A 21,999-nucleotide genomic window follows, 5' to 3' on the forward strand; every position below is an offset into this window, starting at 1 on the left:
ACGTGTGGGTCACGAAGAGGAGGCCCATTGCTCACTGTGAGTATAGCGCCGGGCCCCCTCCGTGATCATCTTGGGTCAGCATCGCTCCCAGGCGAACCGATAGCGGGTCTTGATGCTCCCGTCTGTGTAATCCATCGACACGAACGCCGGCCGGTTCGCCGAGTTCGTGAATGTCGCAGCTCGGATTTCATGTTCGGGTGCCGCGCCGCGCCGCGCGGGAGCGAACACGAGCTCCGCTACCTCGTCGATCCGCAAGCGGCCTGGGTGGTGCAGTCGCCGTGAATGACGTGTTGTCGCCGGAAGTCGCTCCGAAATAGTTCACGGATGGCGGCGTGCGGCGGACGTTGTCTTAAATTCACTTAAGTCGTGGACGACCGACCGGGCGAAGTTAAATATATTTAAGACAGATTAATCGTCTGAACGGGGGAGTGGGGACGATCAGCGGTCGGCTAACTTCATGTCAGATCGCACAAACCGATCCGACCCAGACCCACTGAATACGCTGGTCCCTACACCTGGCGCCGAGAGCCCCGGCTGATCCACCTCGTTACACCGGTGTGGGAAAGGCAAGCGCGCACTGCTCATCGGGTTCCTCCCTCCTGCTCGGGACCTGGTGGTGCGGCAGCGGTGCCGCGCAGCCGGCCGGTGCCCGCCGGCGGCGCTGGACCCGTCCCACGGTCCGCGCCGCCGGCGGTGTTCGTCTTTCGGCCCCTAGAGCCTCCGGAGCCTCAATTGCACGCGTGCGCCGCCCAACGGTCCGCGGTCGACGTGGAGAGAACCTCCCGTGGCCTCCGCGGCACGGCGGGCGATGTCGAGCCCCAGCCCGGTGGAACCACCGCCGCTGGCGCCACGCCGCACCGCCTGGGCGGAGTCCGCGATGCCCGGACCCGCGTCCTCGACCACCAGGGCCACCAGGTCGGCCTGGTGCACCAGCGTCACGGCGAACCGCGTGCCCTCCCGCGTGTAGCGGAAGACGTTGCCCAGCAACGCGTCCAGCGCGGCCGCGAGATCGGCGCGGGACAGCGGCACGGGGGCGGGCCGGTCGGCGCCGCGGACTGTCCAGGGCCGTTCCTGGTCGTCGGCGAGCGCGGACCAGAACACCAGCCGGTCGCGCACCACCTCCGCCGCGTCGGCACCGCTGTCGTCGGGCTGCAGGCCGGAGCGGGCGATCTTGATGATCTCGTCGACCTCCCTCTCGAGGCCCTGGACGGCCTCCCGGACGCGGTCCGCCCCTGGACCGCTCCCGAGCGTGTCCGCGTCCAGGAGAAGGGCCGTGAGAGGCGTTCTGAGGCGGTGCGAGAGGTCGGCGACCACCTCGCGTTCGGCGGCGAGCAGGTGCCGGACGCGTTCGGCCATGGCGTTGAAGGCCTTGCCGACCTCCTCGAACTCCGGCGGGCCCTTCACCGCGACACGCGCCGTGAGGTCGCCCTGGCCCATCCGGCGCGCGCCTTCGGCCAACGCCCTGGTGGCTTTGACGGCCCGTGCGCCCAGGCGGTCGGCCACGAGCACCGAACCGGCGACCAGGCCGACCGCGACGCCCGCCAGCACCCACCAGGTGCCGATCACGCCGTGGGTCAGCTGCTCGTGCGGCACGAACGCCTCGACGATCGCGATCCCGTTCTCGCTGGTGGCCAGCGGCTGCAGGTAGGCCACGCCGTCGGGCTTCTCGACCGTGGACGCCGTCGCGAGCTTCTGGGCCTTCTGCAGGTCCGCGGCGGTGATGTGCGAGGAACCGTAGGTGCCGGCCGGAACGCTGAGGTGCACGGCCAGCCGCTGCTGAGCGCCGTACCGGGTGCTCCTGATCACCTGGCGGATCTCCTGCGGCTTGCGGGTGATCAGCAACGTCTGCGTCATCGCGCCGGCCTGTTTCTCGGCCTCGCTCAGGGCGCGGTTGTACGCGGAGTTCTTCACGACGATCGCCAGCGGGATGAGGAACGCCAGCGCCACCATGCTGGTCGCCGCGAGAGCGACCAGCACCAGTGACCGCCTCATTGCGGAGCGACCATGCGCACGCCGACCCCTCGCACCGTGTGCAGATAACGCGGCTGCGCGGCTCGCTCACCGAGCTTGCGGCGCAACCACGACAGGTGGACGTCGAGCGTCTGGTCGTCGCGGTGGGACGGCCAGAGGCTCGCGAGGATCTCCGCCCGCGGCACCACCTCCCCCTGCCGTGCCGCGAGGTAGGAGAGCAGCTCGAACTCCTTGTGCGTCAAGGAGAGCTCCTGGCCGTCCACTGTGGCCCTGCGGAGGTGCACGTCGATCTCCAGGCCGCCGATCACGAGCTGCTTGCTGTCGCGCGCACGCCGCAGCACCGCCTGCAGGCGGGCTTCGAGGTGCTCGCTGGAGAAGGGTTTGACGAGGTAGTCGTCCGCGCCCGCGTTGAGCAGCCGGACGATGCCGGCCTCGTCGTCGCGGGCGGTCGCGATGACCACCGGGGTGTTCGTGACGCCCCGGATCATCCGCAGCGCGTCACCGCCGTCGAGGTCCGGGAGCCCGAGGTCGAGCACCACGACGTCGTAGTCGTTCGCGGTGACTTCCCGCAAAGCCTCGATCGCGAGCGCGACACCGTGCACGATGTGGCCCTGGACGGTGAGAGCGCGGGTGATCGCCGCCCGCACCACCGGGTCGTCTTCGACCAGCAGTACTGATGCCATGAGCCGCTACAGGAGGATTGCCGCAGTGAGACGGTCCGTCGGATACCTGGTCGCCTGGGCGGTGGTGACCGCGGTCGCCGTCGGACTGTCGTGGTTCGGCATCCGGTGGGCGATGGAACCCGCGCCCGTCGCCGCCGTGGGGGTCACGACGGGTTCGGCCGTGCTGCCGATGCCGACGATCACCTCCCTGACCGTCCCGGTGCCCGAGCCCGGCGCCTCCGCCGGCACCCCGCCTCCGCCTGTCACGCCTTCGTCCACCAGGCCTCCTGTCGTCACCACGTCATCTGTTCCGGCTCCTCCCAGTAGTACGGATGCGCGTCCCACCTCGGCTCAATCTCCGCAGGGGGAATGGCAGGCGGACGGCTCCTACGTCCACGCGTTCCACCTGCAGGGCGGTGACGTGGTCGTGCGCTACCGGCCGCAGGGGGTGCAGGCGCTGTCGGCCACACCCTCGGACGGGTACTCGGTGTCCGTGGAACAGCCCGGCGGGCCGCTGGTGGTGAACTTCCGCAACGCCGCCGGCCGGTTGTCCAGGCTGGAAGCGACCTGGAACAACGGGCCGACGGCGAAGGTGATCGAGCAGTAGCACGCGGGGACCTTTCGTACTGCATGTCAGTACGAAAGGTCCCCGCGTGCCATGTGAACAGTGGTCAGAGGCCGATGGCCTTGGCGATCTGCGTGGGCTTGAGCACCCGCAGGATCGCCTCGTACAGGTAGTAGTCGCCGTACGGCAGCGAGATCTCCACACCGTCCTCGGACGGGCGGTTGCGGGTGCCGCGGGCCAGGATCGCCTCGGCCCGCGTCGACCTGGTCGTCAGGCAGGTGGCGACCAGGCCGTCGAGGATCCCCAGCGCCCGGTCGCGGTAGCGGCTCGTGCCGGTGGCCTTGGCCAGGTCGAGCAGGCCGCACGCCATGATCGCGCCCGCCGACGAGTCCTTGATGTCGTGGACGCCCAGCGGCGAGCGGTAGTCCCACACCGGCACGCCGTCCGGGGTGAGCACCGACAGCGCGTAGTCGGACATCTTGCGTGCGGTGTCACGGAACTCGCGCAGGCCCGTGCGCCGGTACATGGTCGTGAAGCCGTAGATGCCCCACGCCTGGCCGCGCGCCCAGCACGACGTCGGGCTGTAGCCCTGCACGGTGTTCGGGCCGATGGCCGCGCCGGTGTCCGGGTCGAAGTCGAACACGTGCGGGGTCGAGCCGTCCGGGCGCAGGAAGTGGGTCTGGGTGGTCCTGGCGTGGGCGATCGCGATGTCCAGGAACTTGCGGTCGCCGGTCTGCTCGGTGGCGAACGCGAGCAGGTCCAGGTTCATCATCGTGTCGATGATGACGCGGCCCGCGTTGCCCGGCGTGCCGAGCCTGCCCCACGCGCGGATGAACTTGCCGGTGGCGTTCCAGCGCTGGATGAGCGTGCTGGCGGCGTCGACGGCGCCGTCACGCCACTTCGTGTCGCCGGTGAGCCGGTACGCGGTGACCCAGGAGGGGTAGAAGAGGAACCCCAGGTCGTGGTCGCGCGGGTCCAGGCGCCGCGGTGCCAGCCGGTCGTTGGCGGCCTCGGCGAGCGCGCGGAACTGGGCGTCGCCGCTGTCGAGGTGCGCGAGCCACAGGGTGCCCGGCCAGAAGCCGCCGACCCAGCCGCCGTCGGCGACGTAGGTCCACTTCTCGGCCCTGGTGATCTCCGGGAACGAGGTGACGCCGGGGGCGACCGCCTTCAGCTTGGTGTTGCCGTGGTCGAGGGCCGCACGGAGGGTGGCGGGCGAAGCGGCAGCTTCTCCCGCACCGACGGCCATGCCCGCTCCGGAGAGCAGGGGAGTGGCCGCAGCGGACGCCAGAAGGGTGCGTCGAGACAGATTCACGAGACCGTCCAGTCCCTTTCTTCGTCTTGCGCCCGGCGCCACCCTGCCAGATCGGATCAAGGACTGTAAAGGTGCGTCAAAAAATTGATTCTTCCGTCTTGTCCGGTGCCGCTGAACAGCGTAAAGGCTGCCGTCGCGGAGAATCAGGTATATGAACTTCCTGGAATCCGACGTTGTAAAAGGAATTGTTCACCCTTGTGAACGATTCGGTGTTCAGGCGCGGAAGAGAACGGCGTCGAGATGGTGTGGGCTCAGGCCGTGGCGCCGCTTGAACGGGGCGTTGCCCCGGCCGTCCTCGAGCGTCGGCAGGCCCAGGCGGATCGCGAGCCGGACCGACTCGGCGAACAGCGCGCCGTACGGGCTGTAGTTGCCGTCGACGCCGTAGTCGACGCCACAGGTCCAGGTGTGGAAGCGGGTGGCGTCGGTGAGGCAGACGCCGGCCGCGACGAGCCTGCCGCGCTGGCGCACCTCGATCACGTGCGCCAGGTCGCCCAGCGCCGCCACGAACCTCGCGAAGGTGGTGCCGGGGTGGTACCCGTTGTCCTCGAAGCGGCTGGCGGTCTTGGCGCACAGCAGGGTGATCTCGTCGAGCGAGGCGTGGTCGACGGGGAGGGCCTCGGCGGTGACGCCGGCCTCGGCCGATCTTCGTTCGTTGCGGCGCAGGTTCGCTCTCGCCCGCAAGCTCAGGCTCGCGAGGTACTGCTCGTAGGTGGTGAGGCCGGTGGCCCACCGGTCCGTCAGGTGGCGCGCGGGCAGGCCGGCCGCACGCAGCGCCTGCGACAGCGCACCGCCGCGCTGCACGTTCATGAAACCGCACCAGCGCGCACCGAGGATCGACGCCGTGCGGATCATGGAGTCCAGCAACCTCGGCAGCACCTGCGCGGTGGCGGGCACGTGCGCGTCGTAGCAGTGCCACGTGTGGCTGAGCAGTGCGGGCTCGCCGACCGCCTCCGGGTAGACCTCGTGCAGGAGGCGCAACGGGTTCGCGGCCGTCTGGAGGTAGGCGGGCATGACGGCGACCGGCTTGCCGCCGTCGCGCGCCACGAAGTACGCGAACGCGTCGACGGCCGTCAGCGGGGACTGTTCGTAGGCACTGACGTACGCGTGCCGGTAGAACACCGGTGCACCTGCCTGGCGCACCACCGAATCCCAATCGGCAGAATCGATTTCCCTTATGCTGTTGGAGAATTCGACGTGCACTCGCTCACTGTACGGCTTGCCAGACGGCGAAGGGGACGTCGATCTCGTCGCGGCTCAGGCCACCGTGCTCGTAGCGCACCGAGGGGTCCGCAAGGGGGAACCGCGGCGACGCGGCCACCGCGACGACCGGTCCGGCCTCGGGCTGCGGCAGGCCGAGATCGGTGGCGTGGTGGACGGTCGCCGTGTCGCCCAGAGCCGTTGCCACGCGGTCGAAAACGACCTCCAGCCGATCGGCCTTCGGGTAGAGCCAGCGCATGCGGCCGGCGCCGCCGGAGGGGATGACGCACTCCTCGCGCACGATCGCGTCCCAGGCCTCGACGAGCTCCGGATCGGGGTCGACGGGGACCATGCCGTGGTCGGAGTGCGCCACGACGGTCCAACCCTGTGCGGCCCAACGGGAAGCGTGCGCGTCCAGTCGGAGCATGGCCTCGTGCACCGACTCGTCGTAACCGTGGCGGTGCACGTAGTCGTCGATGTTGACGTACGTCCAGAGGAACCGCGCGTCCTTGAGCGCCTTGTCGAGATCGGCGACGACGTTGGCGACGAGCAGCGGCGGGTCCTCGGACTGCGCCACGAGTTTGTGCCTGGCGGGCGCGGGTATCCGGGTGCACCCTCGAAGCAGTGCCTGCGCCCAGCTTCCTTCGAGGAAGTCGAGTTCGCGGGCGAGCACGGTCGCTCCGTGCCGTTCGAGCACCGTCGGCAGGGCGGGGATCGCGGGCATGCCGTTCATGGCGTGCACGAGCCCGGATCCGTTGCGGTACACCGATCCCGGCACCCGGTGGACGTCGGCGGGAACGCCGGTCAGCGCCGTCAGCAACGCCGTCGCGGACGTCGGCGGCACCGTCGAGGACAGCGTGGCGATGGAGGCCGGCAGCCAGGACTGTTTGGCCACGTCCGACGAGAGACCGTCGACCGCCAGCACGATTACGCCGGAATGTGCCTTGCCGAGGGCGTGTTCGAGCCGGGAAGGTATCTCCGCCAGTGACATTCGGTGACTGTAACGCATCTCATCGGGTCAAGATTGCTCGTTCGGGGCCTCAGTTCCGCACAATGGCTGCCGATGGGGTAAAGAAGACTTGGTAGAAGGAAGGTGGCGGATGACGGTCGGAGTTCTGGACGTCGGGTGCTTCAGCGCACACCTGGTGGTCGTGGAACGAGACCTGATGCGTCCGCTGGTGTCCCACAAGGTCCGGCTGCGGCTGGACCGGGAACTGGACGCGGACGGGGCGATCAGCCGCGACGGCGTCGAGTCGCTCTGCGCCGCCGTGCTCGCCGCCCGCAAGAAGGCGGGCGACACCCCGTTCCTGCCCTTCGCCACGTCGTCCGTGCGTGATTCGGCGAACGTCGACGAGGTCATCCGCAAGGTGGCCAGGCGCACCGGCGTCGAGCTGAAGGTGTTGTCCGGCAAGGAAGAAGCGCGTCTCTCCTACGCCGCGGCCCGGCACTGGTTCGGCTGGAGCGCGGGACCCATGGTCGTGCTGGACGTCGGCGGTGGCACCGTCGAACTCGCCGCCGGGTCCGGCGCCGAGCCCGAGCGCGCGGTGTCGTTGCCTTTGGGAGCAAGGACTTTGACCCGCACCGGCCTCACCGTCACGGAGATGCGCGTGGAGGTGGCGCAGCGCCTCGAGACCGCGTTCCCGTGGGGTGAGAGCGCGCACGCCGTGGGGTGCTCGAAGGTGTTCGAACAGCTGGCCCGCCTCGCCGGCGCCCGCAACGACACCTACGCGCCGCGCCAGTTGCGGCTCAAGGACCTGGAGAAGTGGATTCCGCGCCTCGCGAAGCTGTCGGTGCGCGAACGCGCGGCTCTGCCGGGGATTTCGCGCCACCGGGCCCAGCAGTCGCTGGCGGGCGCGGTGGTCGCGGAGGGTTTGATGAAGGTCTCCGGCCACGACGTCGTGGACATCTCCCCGTGGTCCACCAAGGAAGGGCTGCTGCTCTCCCTGGTGGAACGCTCGCGGGCGCGGAGCTCGTCAGCCGCGTAACGCGGTGACGGCGTCCTCGATGTCGGCGAACAGCAGCAACATCTGGTCGACCGCCGTCATCTGCAGCGGCCGCAGGACGATCCTGCTGTCGCTGACGACGCCGAGCTTGATGCCGAGCTCGTCCGCCTGGTGCTGTGCCTCCACCAGCGTGCGGATGCCCTCGGAGCCGAAGAAGCGCACTTCCCGCAGGTCGACGACCAACGCGGGTGGCTTGCGGTCGAGCAGCTCGGCGAGCCTGCTGGTCACCGGTGCCGACGACATCATGTCGATCTCGCCCGTGAGAGCGACTATCGGAATGGACTGGACGTAGGTAGTTCTCTGCCTGAGTTGGTTCATAAGACTCCCGTCCGAACCGACCGTACGCGCCACCACCGGACGCCCACAAGCTGAAACGTTCGGACCCGCGGCTACACGAGCAGGAAAGCGCGGGTCAGGAGCATCGCGGCCACCAGCAACGCGAACAGCACGATGATCGCGATCACGATTCGTCCGGCGGTCGCCTTGGGTGGAGTCCGTTCGTGGTGGGACAGACCCGTGGTGGTCGATCCGGAGTCCGGAGGGGTTTCTCCTGGGTTCACCCCGCCGCCGGGTTCCTTCCCAGGCGTGAGGTCGGGTTCGGGGTCGGGCGGAAGAGCGGTCATAAGGGTTGAGGTACCCCTTTTTCACGCTTCTAGCTGGGCCCAGACCACTTTCCCGCTGTTCTGCGGTTTCGTGCCCCACTTCACGCTCAGCGCCTGCACGAGCTGCATGCCGCGCCCGCGCGGGCTGCTGGGGTCGACCGGTCTCAGCTGGGGCTGCTCCGGCGACTCGTCGTGCACCTCGACGAGCATGCCGCCCGCCTTCCGGGTCACGACGAGTGTGATCGGGCCCTCACCGTGGTCGATGCCGTTGGACACCAGTTCGGTGACGACGAGCTGCGCGTCGTCGACCAGATCCTCGGACAGCTCCCACGACGCCGCGGCCTCGCGCACCACCTGACGTGCACGAGCGCACGAACCGCCCTCGGCGGTCAGGATCACCCGCACCTCTGCCAGTGGGTCGTTCAACACAAAGCGCATCGTCGCACATCCGGCGCGTCGTTCGGATCTTTCAGCCCCCCGGTGGTCGCATGGTCGAACGTCGTGCTGCACGATTTGGGTCGCACGAGTCGGGCGTGGCGAAGGGAACGGCGACGATGGAGCTCAACGTCGGCAGCGGTGTCCAGCGGGGATGGCGAGTGCTCGCCGTCGCCGGCGAACTGGACATCGACACCGTCCCCCTGTTGTCGGCCAGGCTCGACGAGGACGTGACCGGGGCGCACGCGGTGCTCGACCTGGCCGAACTCGCGTTCATGGACTCGACCGGGCTGGCACTGGTGCTGGACTGGCACCGCCGCCTGGCCGAGGCCGGCGGGCAGCTGCGGATCGCCGCCGCCCAGGCGCCGGTCCGGCGGTTGTTCGAGCTGGCCGACGTGGCCGAGGTGCTCAGCCTGCACGAGTCGGTGGACGTGGCCGTGCAGGAGGCGGTGGACTCGGCCCGCTGAGGGCGCCGTCGCGCGGAAGGGCGGCCGGTCTCCGGCATCGCCCTGTCCGCGCGGGCCCGTCGAGTGCCTCAGGCCTCCGCCGACACGCCCAGGTAGTAGGCGATCAGGCGGATGAGGTGCTCGGTGTCCACCGGTTTGGTGACGTAGTCGGTGGCACCCGAGGCCAGGGACTTCTCCCGGTCGCCCTTCATGGCCTTGGCCGTGACGGCGATGACCGGCAGGTCGGCGTAGCGCTCCATCGCGCGGATCGCCGAGATCGTGGCGTTGCCGTCCAGCTCGGGCATCATGATGTCCATCAGGACGATGGCCACGTCGTCGTACTGCTCGAGGGCCCGCACGCCCGTGATGCCGTTGTCGGCGAAGATCGCCTCCAGGCCCACCAGCTCGAGCACGCTCGTGAGCGCGAAGACGTTGCGCAGGTCGTCGTCCACCACGAGGACCTTCTCGCCGTGGAAGCGGATCGAGGCCGAGGCGGCCAGCACCGGCGCCGGCGTGACGATCGGGGTCGGTTCCGGCAGGACGATCGTGTCCGAGACGACCTTGCCCAGCGGCAGGCACAGGGTGAAGGTCGAGCCGATTCCCGGCTCTGAGCGGACCCGTAGCGCGCCGTTGAGCAGTTGTGCCAGCTCACGACTGATGGACAGGCCCAGGCCCGTGCCGCCGTACTTGCGGGACGTGGTGCCGTCCGCCTGCTGGAAGGCCTCGAAGATGACGGCCAGCTTCTCGGCCGGGATGCCGATGCCGGTGTCGTGCACGTCGAACGCCACGGTGGACGGGTCGTCCATGCGCACGTGCAGGCGGATGCCACCGTCATGGGTGAACTTCACCGCGTTCGAGAGCAGGTTCCTGAGGATCTGCTGAAGGCGGTGTTCGTCGGTGTGGAGGGTCTCCGGCACGTTCGGGTCCACGCGCACGGAGAACTCGAGGTTCTTCTCCGCCGTCAGCGGCAGGCACAACGTCTCGACGTACCGGACGAGCTCGTCGAGGCGGACCGGGTCCTCGTGCAGCGTCATGTGGCCCGCCTCGACCTTGGTGAGGTCGAGGATGTCGTTGATGAGCTGCAGCAGGTCGGAGCCGGACGAGTGGATCGTGCGGGCGAACTCGACCTGTTTGGGGTTGAGGTTGCCGTCGAGGTTGTCGGCGAGCAGCTTGGCCAGGATCAGCAGCGAGTTCAGCGGCGTCCGGAGCTCGTGGGACATGTTGGCCATGAACTCGGACTTGTACTTCGAGGCCGTCTGGAGCTGACGCGCGCGGTCCTCCAGTTCCTCGGAACCGGCCCTGAGCTCCGTCGTGAGGCGCTGGGACTCGACCAGCAGGGCGTCGGTGCGGGAGTTGGCCAGCAGCGTGTTCACGTTGACGCCGATGGCCTCCTTGAGCTGGTCCAGGAGGTCGAGGTGGACGTCGGAGAACTCGTTGAGGGACGCGAGCTCGATCACGCCGAGGGTCTCGCCCTGGAACAGGACCGGCAGGATCACCAGGTTCACCGGGGCCGACTCGCCCAGCGCCGAGGAGACCGTCAGGTAGCCGCCGGGGACCTGGGTGACCAGGATCGTCTTCTTCTCCAGCGCCGCCTGGCCCACCAGGGACTCGCCCATGGCCACGCGGGTGGTGCGAGCGGTGTCCAGGCGGAAGCCGTAGGTCGCGGTCAGCTCCAGGGACTGCTTGGACTCGTCCTCCTCGATCTGGAAGAACGCGCCGTGGTGGGCGCTGACCAGCGGCGTCAGCTCGCTCATGATCAACGACGCGAGCGCGCGCAGGTCGCGGTGACCCTGCATCAGACCGGACAGGCGCGCCAGGTTGGTCTTGAGCCAGTACTGCTCGCGGTTGGCCCGCGTGGTCTCCTTGAGGTTCGCGATCATCTGGTTGACGTTGTCCTTGAGCTCCGCGAGCTCGCCGGACGCGTCGACGGTGATCTGCCTGGTCAGGTCGCCCGCGGTCACCGCGGTGGCGACGGCGGCGATGGCGCGGACCTGGGTGGTCAGGTTCGAGGCGAGCTGGTTGACGTTGTCGGTCAGCTTCGACCACGTGCCCGCCACGCCGTCGACCTCGGCCTGGCCGCCGAGCTTGCCCTCGGTGCCGACCTCGCGGGCGACGCGCGTGACCTCGTCGGCGAACGAGCTGAGCTGGTCGACCATCGTGTTGATGGTGGTCTTGAGCTCCAGGATCTCGCCGCGGGCCGAGACGTCGATCTTCTTCGTCAGGTCGCCCTGGGCCACCGCGGTGGTGACCTGGGCGATGTTGCGGACCTGGTTGGTCAGGTTGTCCGCCATGAAGTTCACCGAGTCGGTGAGGTCCTTCCACGTGCCGGCGACGCCGGACACGCGGGCCTGGCCGCCCAGGATGCCCTCGGTGCCGACCTCGCGGGCGACACGCGTGACCTCGTCACCGAACGCGCGGAGCGTGTCGACCATGCCGTTCAGCGTCTCGGCTAGGGCCGCGACCTCGCCCTTGGCCTCGACGGTGATCTTCTTCGAGAGGTCGCCGTTCGCGACGGCGGTGGCGACGGCGGCGATGTTGCGGACCTGGTTGGTCAGGTTGTCCGCCATCAGGTTGACGTTGTCCGTCAGGTCCTTCCACGTGCCCGCGACGCCCTGCACGCGAGCCTGGCCGCCCAGCCGGCCGTCGGTGCCGACCTCGCGGGCGACGCGGGTGACCTCCTCGGCGAACGAGCTGAGCTGGTCGACCATCACGTTCAGCGTGGACTTGAGCTCCAGGATCTCGCCGCGCGCGTCGACGGTGATCTTCTGCGACAGGTCGCCGTTCGCGACGGCGGTGGCGACGTGCGCGATGTTGCGGACCTGGTTGGTCAGGTTGTTCGCCATGAAGTTGACGTTGTCGGTCAGGTCGCGCCAGGTGCCCGCGACTCCCGGCACCGTCGCCTGGCCGCCCAGCCGGCCCTCGGTGCCGACCTCGCGCGCCACGCGGGTGGCCTCGTCGGCGAACGCCGAGAGCTGGTCGACCATCGTGTTGATCGTGGTCTTGAGCTCGAGGATCTCGCCGCGGGCGTCGATCGTGATCTTCTGCGTCAGGTCGCCCCGCGCGATGGCGGTGGTGACCGAGGCGATGTTGCGGACCTGGGTCGTCAGGTTGTTCGCCATGACGTTCACCGACTCGGTCAGGTCGCGCCAGGTACCGGCGACGCCGGGCACCTGCGCCTGACCGCCCAGGCGGCCGTCCGAACCGACCTCACGCGCGACACGCGTGACCTCGTCGGCGAACGAGGAGAGCTGGTCGACCATCGTGTTGATCGTGGACTTGAGCTCCAGGATCTCGCCGCGCGCGTCGACGGTGATCTTCTGGGTCAGGTCGCCGAGCGCCACCGCGGTCGTGACCTGGGCGATGTTGCGGACCTGGGTCGTCAGGTTGTCCGCCATGAAGTTCACGTTGTCGGTCAGGTCGCGCCACGTGCCGGCGACGCCGGGCACCTTGGCCTGGCCGCCGAGCTTGCCGTCCGTGCCGACCTCGCGCGCGACACGGGTGACCTCGTCCGCGAACGACGACAGCTGGTCGACCATCGTGTTCAGCGTGTTCTTCAGCTCCAGCATCTCGCCGGAGACGTCGACCGTGATCTTCTGCGTCAGGTCGCCGGTGGCCACCGCCGTCGCGACCTGTGCGATGTTGCGGACCTGGTTGGTCAGGTTGTTCGCCATCGAGTTCACGTTGTCGGTCAGGTCGCGCCAGGTGCCGGCCACACCGGGCACCTTCGCCTGACCGCCCAGGCGGCCGTCCGTGCCGACCTCGCGTGCGACGCGGGTGACCTCGTCGGCGAACGACGACAGCTGGTCGACCAGGCCGTTCACCGTCGAGCCGAGCGTGGCGAACTCGCCGCGCAGCGTCTGGTCCGACATGCGCTTGGTCAGGTCGCCCTCGGCGACGGCGGCGAGCACGCGGCTCAGCTCCGTCGTCGGCCGCATCAGGTCCTCGACCAGGCCGTTCACCGAGTCCGCGATCAGCGACCAGCCACCGGCGGTGCCCGCGGGCGCCACCCGTTCGGTCAGCCGGCCCTCCTGGCCCACCGCCTGGCGGACCCGGCCCAGCTCACCGGCCAGCCACTGGTTGCGTTCGGCGATCTCGTTGAAAACGTCCGCGAGGGCCGACACGGGCCCGTTCCCCGGCACGACGAGCCTGCGGCGGAAGTTGCCGTCACGCAGATCTCTCATGGCGGAGAGCACCCGTTCGAGGGTCGCATCCGTCTCTTCGTTGGCCGTGGTCACTCCAAGCCTCCGTGCCTCGGTGGTCGCAGCCAAGACTGCCACGTTAGGTTGGGAGCGAGGTAACTTGATGCCGCGATGCACGCAAACGACCCGCAGGAGGCCGTGATGACCCGGCCGGCTGCGCAGGACAAGAGCGGATGAGCAGCGCCGTGGGCATCGACCTCGACGGCTGGCAGCGCCTGGTGGACGGGCTGCGCGAAGCCGTCTTCGTCGTGGACGCGGCCGGCGTGGTGCGCGTGCGCAACGCCGCGGCCGCCGACCGGTTCCCCCGGCTCGGCCTCGGCGGGCAGTTCGACGTGCACGTCGCGGGCCGCCGGCACGACCTCGGCGACGGCTGGAGTGCCTGGTACTTCACGGACTCCACGCTCGACCACGCGCACCTGCGGCTCGCCGGCGAAGGATCGCGCGAAGCGACCCTGAAGACGATCGTGCAGCTCGCGGCGGAGTTGCTGGGCGAGCACTGCGTCGCCGTCGTGCCCGCCACGCGTGACCGGCTGGAGTGGTGGCGTTGCGGTGGCGGCGAGCCCACGGTCATGCGCACGCCTCGCCGTGCCTCGGAGATCTCCGAGGTCCTGACCGGCACGTCCACCCTGCTCAGGATCACCTCTTTGGGTGAAGGCAGCTGGGGCGTGCCGGAGGACTTCGGCTGTGCGCTGGCCGTGCCGCTGGGTGTCGGCGGTGCGCTGGTCGTGCTGCGCAAGGGCGACTTCGCGCCGAACGACGTGGAACGGATCCGGCTGTTCGGCAAGCACGCCGCCGTGGCGCTGGAGTCGTCGTCGAGGCTGACGGAGCAGCAGCGCACGATCGAGGTGCTGCGGTCGGCGCTGCTGCCGTTGCCGCTGCCCGAGGTGCGCGGTGTGACGCTGGCCTCGGTGTTCATCCCCGCCCACCAGCGGGCACTGGTCGGCGGAGACTTCTACGACGTCCACCCGCGCACGGACGGCTCGGCGACGTTCGTGCTGGGCGACGTGTGCGGGCACGGCCTGGAGGCCGCGGTCCACAGCGGACGTGTCCGGCAGTCGCTGCAGGCGCTCTCCCTGGTCGAGACGAACCCGGTGCGGCTGTTGCACCTGCTCAACACCTCGTTGCGCGCCACCGGCTCGAAGCTCTTCACCACGCTCGTCGTCGGTGAGCTGGTGCCGCTGGCCGACGGGGGAGTGCGCATGTCGCTCGCGTCCGGTGGCCACCCCGTGCCGCTGGTGCTGCGGGCGGACGGCAGCGTCGACGAGGTGAGCGCCACCGGTGCGATCGTCGGGATCCTGGCGGACGTCCGGTTCTCCGGCGAGCAGGTCACGCTGGCGCCGGGGGACACGCTGGTGCTGTACAGCGACGGGTTCACCGAGGCCCGGGCGCACACGAACCGCTCGGAGCTGTTCGGCGAGCAGCGACTGCGGGCGGTGCTCAAGGAGTGCGAAGGCCTGCCGGCGGAGGAGATCGCGCGGCACTGCGAGCGGGCCGTGCTCAAGTGGCTGGACCACGACGACCACGACGACCTGGCCCTGCTGGCCGTCCAGGCCGTGTGAATGAAGTTCCCGGTCCAAGGGTTCATCTGCCGTTCGTTCGCCTGGACAGCTTGACCGGTTGAGATCTGCGCATGTCCCACTCACACGATCACTCGCACGGTGATCACACGCACCACCACCACGAGGTCGAGCCGGTCGAGGGCAGCTGGCTCGACCCCGCGGACGACCGCCCGGCGTCGGTCGAGCGCCGCCGGTTCCTCGCCGGCCTGGGCATCGCGGCCGGTGCCGTGGGTGCCGCCGGTGCCGTCGGCACGGGCACGGCCGAGGCGCACGTCCCGGTCAACCCCTGGGGCGGCGGTGAGCGCTGGTACTCGGGCGACCACCACATCCACACCCAGTACTCCGACGACGGCCAGTACACGATCGCGCAGCAGGTCGCGAAGGCGCACGAGTTCGGCCTCGACTGGGTCGTCATCACCGACCACGGCGGCGTCGCGCACCAGAAGTTCTCGATCGACCAGATCACGCCGGACATCGAGCGCGTCCGCGGGTCCCAGCGCGACGTGCTGGTCTACCAGGGCCTGGAGTGGAACATCCCCGGCGCGGAGCACGCCACGGTGTTCCTGCCGCCCGGCAAGCACACCGTCGACATCCTCAAGGCGTTCGAGCTGTCCTACGACGGCCGCATCGCGAACAACGCCGAGTCGCTCGCCCTGGCCGCGCTGCGGTACCTGGAGGCGCAGGTCCTCTCCGGACGGACCGAGATCGCCCTGATGTTCGCGAACCACCCGTCGCGTCGCGGCGTGGACAGCCCGCACGAGATCCGCGGCTGGCGCGACGCGGCTCCGGGTGTCGCGGTCGGCATGGAGGGCGCGCCCGGTCACCAGGCCGCCGGCACGCCGAAGTCTGCGGGCGGCTCCGGCCGTGCGCGCGGCTACTACGACACGGCCGCCCCCGGACCGGGGTCGTTCCCCGGCTACCCGCCGGAGTCCTACCGCACCCACGGCGGGTTCGACTGGATGACCGCCAAGGTCGGCGGCCTGTGGGACTCCCTGCTCGCCGAGGGACGCCCGTGGTGGATCACCGCGAACTCGGACGTGCACCAGGTCTTCAACGACACCCTCACGCAGGGCTTGCAGGACTACGCCACGACCGGCTCGAAGGGCGCCCCGATCGACTCGGGCGTCAAGCAGACCGCCTACGGCGACTTCTTCCCCGGCCAGTACGGCGCGAACGTCGTCGGCGCGCGGTCGAAGTCCTATGTGGACATCATGCGCGGCCTGCAGTCGGGCAAGGTGCTGACCGTGCACGGCCGCCTGATCGACGGCCTGGAGCTGCGCGTGCGCTCGCGCGACGACCTGCGCGGCGTGACGCTGGGCGGCCGGACGTTCGTGCGCCGCGGCGGCGACGTCGAGGTCACCATCGAGGTGGACCGCGCGTCCGGACCGAACTTCTCCGGCACCAAGCCGGTGCTCGCCAAGGTCGACCTGATCTCCGGTCCGGTCACCGGTCCGTCCGCCGACCGCGACCTGTTCCTCGCGCCGGAGACCGTCGTCACGAAGACGTTCGAGGTGCCGCGCACCGGCAAGATCCGGTTCTCGCACACCTTCAAGAACGTCGAGCGGTCGTTCTACCTGCGGCTGCGGGGCAGTGACGGCAAGCGGCTCACCTCGGCCGGTGACCCGATGATCGACGAGATCGCCAACTCCGACCCGTGGGCCGACCTCTGGTTCTACGCCAACCCGGTGTTCGTGGACGTGGTCTGAATCCTTTGAGGACTAGGTTGGCGGGGTGTCCATGACGCGCGAACCCGACCGCCTGGTCCTCTTCACCGACGCCGTGGTCGCCATCGCGATCACGCTGCTGGTGCTGCCGCTGGTGGAGATCACCTCGGAACCGGGCTCCGAGCCCGCGAGCGAGCTGGTCTCCCACCACTGGCCGCAGATCTTCAGCTTCCTGCTGAGCTTCGTGGTCATCGCGCACCTGTGGTTCACCCACCACCGGCTGTTCGAGAACGTGCGGCGGTACAGCGCCCCGCTGGTGGTGCTGAACATGGCCTGGATACTGACGATCGTGGTGCTGCCGTTCCCGACCGAGCTCGTCGGCCGGCCGGGTGAGGACCACTTCACGCAGTTCTTCTACATCGGCACGATCGCCGTCAGCAGTGCGCTGCTGACGGCGATGACGCTGCTCGTGCACGGCAGTCCGGAACTGGCCGTGGAAGCCCGCGGACTCTCGCGGCGGGTGGTGCTGACGGCCCTGATCCCGACCGCGGTGCTGCTGCTCGCCCTCGTGCTGTCGCCGTTGATCAGCTACTGGGGCCTGCTGCTGTTGCTGGTCAGCCCGTTGGTGCAGCGGCTCCGATGACGGACAGCAGCTGCAGCTTCTCGTAGCTCTCGCTGCCCGGAGTGGCCGTGTAGACGAGCAGGAAGTGGTGCTGACCGGGGTCGAGCAACGTCTGGCAGTGCAGTTCCAGCGCCCCGACGCTCGGGTGGACGTAGCGCTTGACCTCGTGCGGGCGGATGCCGACCTCCTGGGCGTCCCACACCCGCCGGAACTCCTCGCTGCGGGCTAGCAGGAGCTCGCTGTACCGCGCGGCCCGGGAACCGGGACCGCGCCGGGTGAGGGCTTCGCGCAGGCCCGAGGCGAACATCCTGCTCAGGAACCCGTGGTCGGCGGGTTCGTACAGCGCGCGGGACGCCGGGTCGGTGAACCAGCGGTAGCCGAGGCTCCTGGCCGGACCGGTGTGCCGGCTCGCGTCGCCGGTGAGCGCGACTCCGAGCGGGGTCTGCCGCAGAGTCTCGCCGAGCTCGGTGACGATCTCGGCCGGGGTGTCGTGCAGCCGGTCGAAGATCCGGGCCAGGCCCGGGCTGACGTGCTCGCTGATCGTGCCGCGCGAAGGCGGGCTGTGCCCGGCGAGGCGGAACAGGTGGTCGCGCTCGTCCAGCGACAGGTGCAGGCCCTGGGCGATCGCCGCGATCATCTGCTCGGACGGGTGCGTGCCGCGTTCCTGTTCCAGGCGCGCGTAGTAGTCCGTGGACATGTTGCACCGGGCGGCGACCTCCTCGCGGCGCAGGCCGTTGGTGCGGCGCCGCGGTCCGCGCCGGAGGCCGATGTCCTCGGGCTGCAACGCCTCCCTGCGGTTGCGCAGGAACGCGGCCAGGCCTGCTCGGTCGATCACGTCGGCTCCCTTCGAGTCCCTTGTTCCTAACGTGCGCGCGCCTCCGTAGCCACGGAGCGAGAGGTCCTGGATGCGGCCGTGCCGGTCCGGCCACTGTGGAGGAACACACCACGACGAGCAGGGGAGTGCGCGATGAGCAGGAAGTTCGACGTCGAGGTCCCGGACCTGTCCGGCAGGCGGGCCGTCGTCACCGGCGCCAGCGACGGTGTCGGGCTCGGCATCGCGGGACGGCTCGCGGCGGCCGGCGCCGAGGTCGTCATGCCCGTCCGCAACCAGCGCAAGGGCGAGGCGGCGATCGCCGCGATCCGCCGGCGGACCCCGGACGCCGACGTGTCGTTGCGTTCCCTCGACCTGTCGTCGCTGGCCTCGGTCGCCGCGCTGGGCTCGGTGCTGCTGGAGGAGGGCAAGCCGGTCCACGTCCTCGTCAACAACGCGGGCGTGATGACCCCTCCCGAACGGCAGACGACCGCGGACGGGTTCGAGCTGCAGTTCGGCACCAACCACCTCGGCCACTTCGCCCTCGTCGGGCACCTGCTGCCGTTGCTGAAGGCCGGCCGGGCCCGCGTGACGTCGCAGATCAGCATCGCCGCGAACCAGAACGCCATCAACTGGGACGACCTGAACTGGGAGCGCTCGTACAGCGGCGGCAAGGCGTACAGCCAGTCGAAGATCGCTTTCGGCCTGTTCGGACTCGAGCTCGCGCGGCGCAGCGAGGCGGGCGGCTGGGGGATCACGAGCAACCTCGCCCACCCCGGCGTCGCGCCCACCAGCCTGCTCGCCGCTCGTCCCGAGGTCGGCCGCGCCAGTGACACGCCCGGCGTGCGCGTGATCCGCGTCCTGTCGTCCGTGGGCGTCCTCGGCACCGTCGAGACCGCTCAGCTCCCGGCCCTGCTCGCCGCGACGGCACCCGGCGCAGGCGTGTTCTACGGTCCGAGCCGCGTCGGCCACCTGAGCGGACCGCCCGCCGAGCAGGCCCTCTACAGCCGGCTGCGCGACGCCGACGAGGCCCGGCGCGTGTGGCAGGTGTCCGAGGAACTGGTCGCTAGCGGACTCCGTGCGGGCGGAACTGGACGCTGATCCTCGGCCCGACGACCTTCGAGGTCTTGGGGATGGCGTGCTCCCAGGTGCGCTGGCAGGAGCCGCCCATCACGAGCAGGTCGCCGTGCCCCAGCGCGTACTTGTGCGTCTCGCCGCCGCCTCGTGGCCGCAGCAGCAGGGCGCGCGGCGTGCCGACGCTCAGGATCGCGACCATCGTGTCCTCGGTCTGACCGCGGCCGATCGTGTCGCCGTGCCAGGCCACGCTGTCCCGGCCGTCGCGGTAGTAGCAGAGACCGGCGGTCGTGAACGGTTCCTTCAGCTCGGCCAGGTAGTGGCGCGAGAGCGCGTCGCGCGCCGTGGTGAGGACGTCGAACGGCAGCGCGCCGCTGTAGAAGCAGAGCAGGCGCGGCACGTCGACCACGGTGTCGTACATCTGGCGGCGTTCGGCGCGCCACGGCACCTCGTCGACGAGCCGGTCGAACAGCGCGTCGGCGCCCGCGAGCCAGCCGGGCTGGACGTCGATCCACGCGCCGTCGCCCAGTTCGGTGCGGCGAGGGGTGAGCGGGGCCAGGTCCGGCTCCGTCTCCAGGTCGAACAGCGATCCCTGGCGCATGGACCGCAGGATAATCGAACGTGTGTTCTACGGCCAGCTAGGGCTTCAGGACGGCCCACACCGCGTTCGCGACGATCTCGCGCGCCTGGGCCAGGTCGAACACGCCGAGCAGGAATCGGCGCACCGACTCGTGCGCCGGTCCCATCGCCACGGGCTCCAGCGCCCATGGCGGCACCGTGCGCAGCTCACCGGAGGCCATCCGGTCGAGGAACCAGGCCAGCACCGGCGCGAACTCCGCCATCTTGGCCGCGGGGTCGGCGTGGTCCGGTGCGGCGTAGAGGAAGCGCGCCCGGCTGGGGTTCGCCATGACCCAGTCGAGGTAGCTCAGCGTCAGGCCGCGCACGCCCTCCTCGGCGGATCCGGCCTGCAGCGCGGGGAGCATCGCGGCGACGCACCGGCCGTAGCTGTCGGCGTAGAGCTGCGCGAACACGCCCGCGCGGCTGCCGAAGTGGTGGTAGATGCTGCCGTTCGACATGCCCGACCGCTCGGTCAGGGCCGCGATCGTGACGGCGTCGAGGCCGCCTTCTCCGACGAGCTGGAGCGCCGCGTCGAGGAGAGGCTGTCGTCGGTCGGACACGAGGGTTAGAGTACCGCTCTGGAGCGACGCTCCAGAGAAGGGGAGAAGCAATGGCGCTGTCGATTCCCGGCCTGCTGCGCGATCGTGTCGTACGCACGCCCGACGCCGAGGCGATGCGGTACCGCGACAACGGTGGCTGGGTCTCGCTCACGTGGTCCGAGCTGCAGGAACGGGTGGCCGCGGAAGCATTCGGACTGGCTGGGCTGGGCCTGCGCAAGGGCGACCGCGTGGCGTTGATGGGCCGCACGAGCATCGAGTGGATCGTCACCGACCTCGCCGTGCTCGCCGCCGGTGGCGCCACCACGACGATCTACCCGAACAGCACGGCCGCGGAGGTCGCGCACATCCTCGGCGACTCCGGCAGCCGGATCGTGGTCGTGGAGACCGACGAGCACGCCGCACTGGTGCCGGACGGCGTCGAGGTGCTGCGGTTCGGGGCGGTTCCCCGAGCTTCCGGCGATTACGACGCGTTGATCGGTGGGCTGGGGCCGGACGACCTGGCGACGTTGATCTACACGTCGGGCACCACCGGCACGCCCAAGGGCGTCGAGCTCACCCACGAGAACTGGTTGACGACGGCGGAAGCGATTGCGTCCCTGGGCATTCTGCAGCCGACGGACCTGCACTTCCTGTGGCTGCCGCTGTCGCACGCGTTCGGCAAGGTGCTCACGATGGCGATGATCGCCGCGGGCGTGCCGACCGCCGTCGACGGTGGCGTCGAGCGGATCGTGGACAACCTGGGCGAGCTGCGGCCGTCGATCGTGGCCGCCGCGCCGCGCATCTTCGAGAAGATCCACGGCCGGATCGTCGCGGGCGCTCGGGAGAAGGGCGGCGTCACCGAGAAGATCTTCCGGTGGGCCGGCCGCGACCACGGCCCGGCGACGCGCTGGCTCGCGGACCGCCTGGTGTACCGCAAGTTGCGCGACCGGGTGGGTGGCCGGATCCGCTACTTCGTGTCGGGCTCGGCACCGCTCGCCCCGGAGATCGCCGAGTTCTTCGAACGCGCCGGCATCACGATCCTGGAGGGCTACGGGCTCACCGAGTCGTCCGCGGCGACGTTCTTCAACCGGCCGGGCATGATCAGGATCGGCACGGTCGGCCCGCCGATCCCCGGCATGGAGGTCAAGATCGCCGAGGACGGCGAGGTGCTGCTGCGCGGCCCCGGCGTCATGCGCGGCTACCACAACCGGCCGGACGCGACCGCCGAGTCGCTGGTCAGCGGCTGGCTGCACACCGGCGACATCGGCGAACTCGACGACGCGGGCCGGTTGAAGATCACCGACCGCAAGAAGGAGCTCATCAAGACCTCGGGCGGCAAGTACGTGGCGCCCACCCGGATCGAGAGCATGATCAACGCGGCGTCGCCGTACATCAGCAACGTGATCGTGCACGGCGACCGGCGCAAGTACTGCGTGGCGCTCGTGACGCTCGACCAGGACACCGCCGGCGGGCTCACCGACGCGGAGGCCGAGGTCGACAACGCGATCAAGACCGTCAACGCGCAGCTCGCGCGGCACGAGACGATCAAGCGCTTCGCGGTGCTGGAGCACGACTTCAGCGTCGAGGACGGGTTGCTGACCGCGTCGCTCAAGCCGCGTCGCCGTGAGATCGAGAGGCGCTACGCGGACGTGCTCGACGGCCTGTATTAAAAAGACGAACCGCCCACCGACGGAAGTGGTGGGCGGTTCGTCCAGGTGTT

Annotated in this window: 20 protein-coding genes; 8 read left to right on the top strand and 12 right to left on the bottom strand. The window is 69.7% G+C overall.

Translation table 11 applies throughout. The annotated features are described in order from the left end of the window. Nucleotides 1–711 precede the first annotated feature (711 nt). Nucleotides 712–1,992 (bottom strand): HAMP domain-containing sensor histidine kinase, encoded by a 1,281-nt coding sequence (locus LX88_RS32315; RefSeq protein ID WP_258951565.1) that lies wholly within the window; start codon nt 1,990–1,992, stop codon nt 712–714. After that, a complete protein-coding gene (locus tag LX88_RS32320) occupies nt 1,989–2,654 on the bottom strand; it encodes a response regulator transcription factor (protein ID WP_258951566.1) in 666 nt (221 codons plus the stop codon). The genes LX88_RS32315 and LX88_RS32320 overlap by 4 nt, the downstream gene beginning before the upstream one ends. Nucleotides 2,655–2,679: 25 nt before the next feature. Between LX88_RS32320 and LX88_RS32325 the strand changes: the two genes are divergently transcribed. Further along, nucleotides 2,680–3,240: a hypothetical protein gene (locus LX88_RS32325; protein WP_258951567.1), complete on the top strand. Its 561-nt coding sequence runs from the start codon at nt 2,680–2,682 to the stop codon at nt 3,238–3,240. A 64-nt stretch (nt 3,241–3,304) separates the two neighbouring features. Here LX88_RS32325 and LX88_RS32330 read toward each other — a convergent pair whose 3' ends face one another. From LX88_RS32330 to LX88_RS32340, 3 genes are all read right to left on the bottom strand, one after another. After that, nucleotides 3,305–4,510 (bottom strand): YyaL domain-containing protein, encoded by a 1,206-nt coding sequence (locus tag LX88_RS32330; protein ID WP_372511458.1) that lies wholly within the window; start codon nt 4,508–4,510, stop codon nt 3,305–3,307. A gap of 213 nt (nt 4,511–4,723) precedes the next feature. Continuing rightward, the gene (locus LX88_RS32335) at nt 4,724–5,650 is read right to left on the bottom strand and encodes a GNAT family N-acetyltransferase (RefSeq protein WP_258951568.1); all 927 of its coding nucleotides are present in this window, start codon (nt 5,648–5,650) and stop codon (nt 4,724–4,726) included. A gap of 64 nt (nt 5,651–5,714) precedes the next feature. Beyond that, nucleotides 5,715–6,698, bottom strand: coding sequence for an alkaline phosphatase family protein (locus tag LX88_RS32340; RefSeq protein ID WP_258951569.1), 984 nt, complete (start codon nt 6,696–6,698; stop codon nt 5,715–5,717). Nucleotides 6,699–6,807: 109 nt separating this feature from the next. Between LX88_RS32340 and LX88_RS32345 the strand changes: the two genes are divergently transcribed. Next, complete coding sequence (locus tag LX88_RS32345) at nt 6,808–7,692, top strand: Ppx/GppA phosphatase family protein (RefSeq protein WP_258951570.1); 885 nt, start codon at nt 6,808–6,810, stop codon at nt 7,690–7,692. Here the strand turns inward: LX88_RS32345 and LX88_RS32350 are convergent. The 3 genes from LX88_RS32350 to LX88_RS32360 all read right to left on the bottom strand — a co-directional run bounded on the left by LX88_RS32350 (nt 7,681) and on the right by LX88_RS32360 (nt 8,741). Further along, nucleotides 7,681–8,028: an STAS domain-containing protein gene (locus LX88_RS32350; protein WP_258951571.1), complete on the bottom strand. Its 348-nt coding sequence runs from the start codon at nt 8,026–8,028 to the stop codon at nt 7,681–7,683. The genes LX88_RS32345 and LX88_RS32350 overlap by 12 nt on opposite strands. A 71-nt stretch (nt 8,029–8,099) precedes the next feature. After that, complete coding sequence (locus LX88_RS32355) at nt 8,100–8,333, bottom strand: DUF6480 family protein (RefSeq protein ID WP_258951572.1); 234 nt, start codon at nt 8,331–8,333, stop codon at nt 8,100–8,102. Between the two features lie 21 nt (nt 8,334–8,354). Then, a complete protein-coding gene (locus tag LX88_RS32360; protein WP_258951573.1) occupies nt 8,355–8,741 on the bottom strand; it encodes an ATP-binding protein in 387 nt (128 codons plus the stop codon). Between the two features lie 104 nt (nt 8,742–8,845). On the opposite strand from LX88_RS32360, the gene LX88_RS32365 reads away from it, so the two are divergent. Continuing rightward, nucleotides 8,846–9,214: an STAS domain-containing protein gene (locus LX88_RS32365; RefSeq protein ID WP_258951574.1), complete on the top strand. Its 369-nt coding sequence runs from the start codon at nt 8,846–8,848 to the stop codon at nt 9,212–9,214. A 68-nt stretch (nt 9,215–9,282) separates the two neighbouring features. Here the strand turns inward: LX88_RS32365 and LX88_RS32370 are convergent, their stop codons facing one another. Continuing rightward, the gene (locus LX88_RS32370) at nt 9,283–13,428 is read right to left on the bottom strand and encodes a HAMP domain-containing protein (RefSeq protein ID WP_258951575.1); all 4,146 of its coding nucleotides are present in this window, start codon (nt 13,426–13,428) and stop codon (nt 9,283–9,285) included. A 137-nt stretch (nt 13,429–13,565) separates the two neighbouring features. Here LX88_RS32370 and LX88_RS32375 point away from each other — a divergent pair, with 137 nt between their 5' ends. From LX88_RS32375 to LX88_RS32385, 3 genes are all read left to right on the top strand, one after another. Beyond that, the gene (locus LX88_RS32375; protein WP_258951576.1) at nt 13,566–14,951 is read left to right on the top strand and encodes a PP2C family protein-serine/threonine phosphatase; all 1,386 of its coding nucleotides are present in this window, start codon (nt 13,566–13,568) and stop codon (nt 14,949–14,951) included. A gap of 71 nt (nt 14,952–15,022) precedes the next feature. Next, complete coding sequence (locus LX88_RS32380; protein ID WP_258951577.1) at nt 15,023–16,657, top strand: PHP domain-containing protein; 1,635 nt, start codon at nt 15,023–15,025, stop codon at nt 16,655–16,657. A gap of 31 nt (nt 16,658–16,688) precedes the next feature. Next, nucleotides 16,689–17,258 carry a TMEM175 family protein gene (locus LX88_RS32385; RefSeq protein WP_258951578.1) on the top strand — a complete coding sequence of 190 codons (570 nt, stop codon included), beginning with the start codon at nt 16,689–16,691 and terminating at the stop codon, nt 17,256–17,258. Here the strand turns inward: LX88_RS32385 and LX88_RS32390 are convergent. Further along, nucleotides 17,230–18,072 carry a helix-turn-helix transcriptional regulator gene (locus LX88_RS32390; RefSeq protein WP_258951579.1) on the bottom strand — a complete coding sequence of 281 codons (843 nt, stop codon included), beginning with the start codon at nt 18,070–18,072 and terminating at the stop codon, nt 17,230–17,232. The genes LX88_RS32385 and LX88_RS32390 overlap by 29 nt on opposite strands. Before the next feature lie 132 nt (nt 18,073–18,204). Between LX88_RS32390 and LX88_RS32395 the strand changes: the two genes are divergently transcribed. Beyond that, nucleotides 18,205–19,149 carry an SDR family oxidoreductase gene (locus tag LX88_RS32395; protein ID WP_258951580.1) on the top strand — a complete coding sequence of 315 codons (945 nt, stop codon included), beginning with the start codon at nt 18,205–18,207 and terminating at the stop codon, nt 19,147–19,149. Here the strand turns inward: LX88_RS32395 and LX88_RS32400 are convergent. Next, nucleotides 19,115–19,723: an alpha-ketoglutarate-dependent dioxygenase AlkB gene (locus tag LX88_RS32400; RefSeq protein WP_258951581.1), complete on the bottom strand. Its 609-nt coding sequence runs from the start codon at nt 19,721–19,723 to the stop codon at nt 19,115–19,117. The two genes, LX88_RS32395 and LX88_RS32400, sit on opposite strands and share 35 nt — an antisense overlap. Before the next feature lie 37 nt (nt 19,724–19,760). Beyond that, nucleotides 19,761–20,300 (bottom strand): TetR/AcrR family transcriptional regulator, encoded by a 540-nt coding sequence (locus tag LX88_RS32405; RefSeq protein ID WP_258951582.1) that lies wholly within the window; start codon nt 20,298–20,300, stop codon nt 19,761–19,763. Nucleotides 20,301–20,350: 50 nt separating this feature from the next. Between LX88_RS32405 and LX88_RS32410 the strand changes: the two genes are divergently transcribed. Further along, nucleotides 20,351–21,949: an AMP-dependent synthetase/ligase gene (locus LX88_RS32410; protein WP_258951583.1), complete on the top strand. Its 1,599-nt coding sequence runs from the start codon at nt 20,351–20,353 to the stop codon at nt 21,947–21,949. Nucleotides 21,950–21,999 lie beyond the last annotated feature (50 nt).

It is taken from the genome of Lentzea californiensis (assembly GCF_024648825.1).
Taxonomy (GTDB): Bacteria; Actinomycetota; Actinomycetes; order Mycobacteriales; family Pseudonocardiaceae; genus Lentzea; species Lentzea californiensis.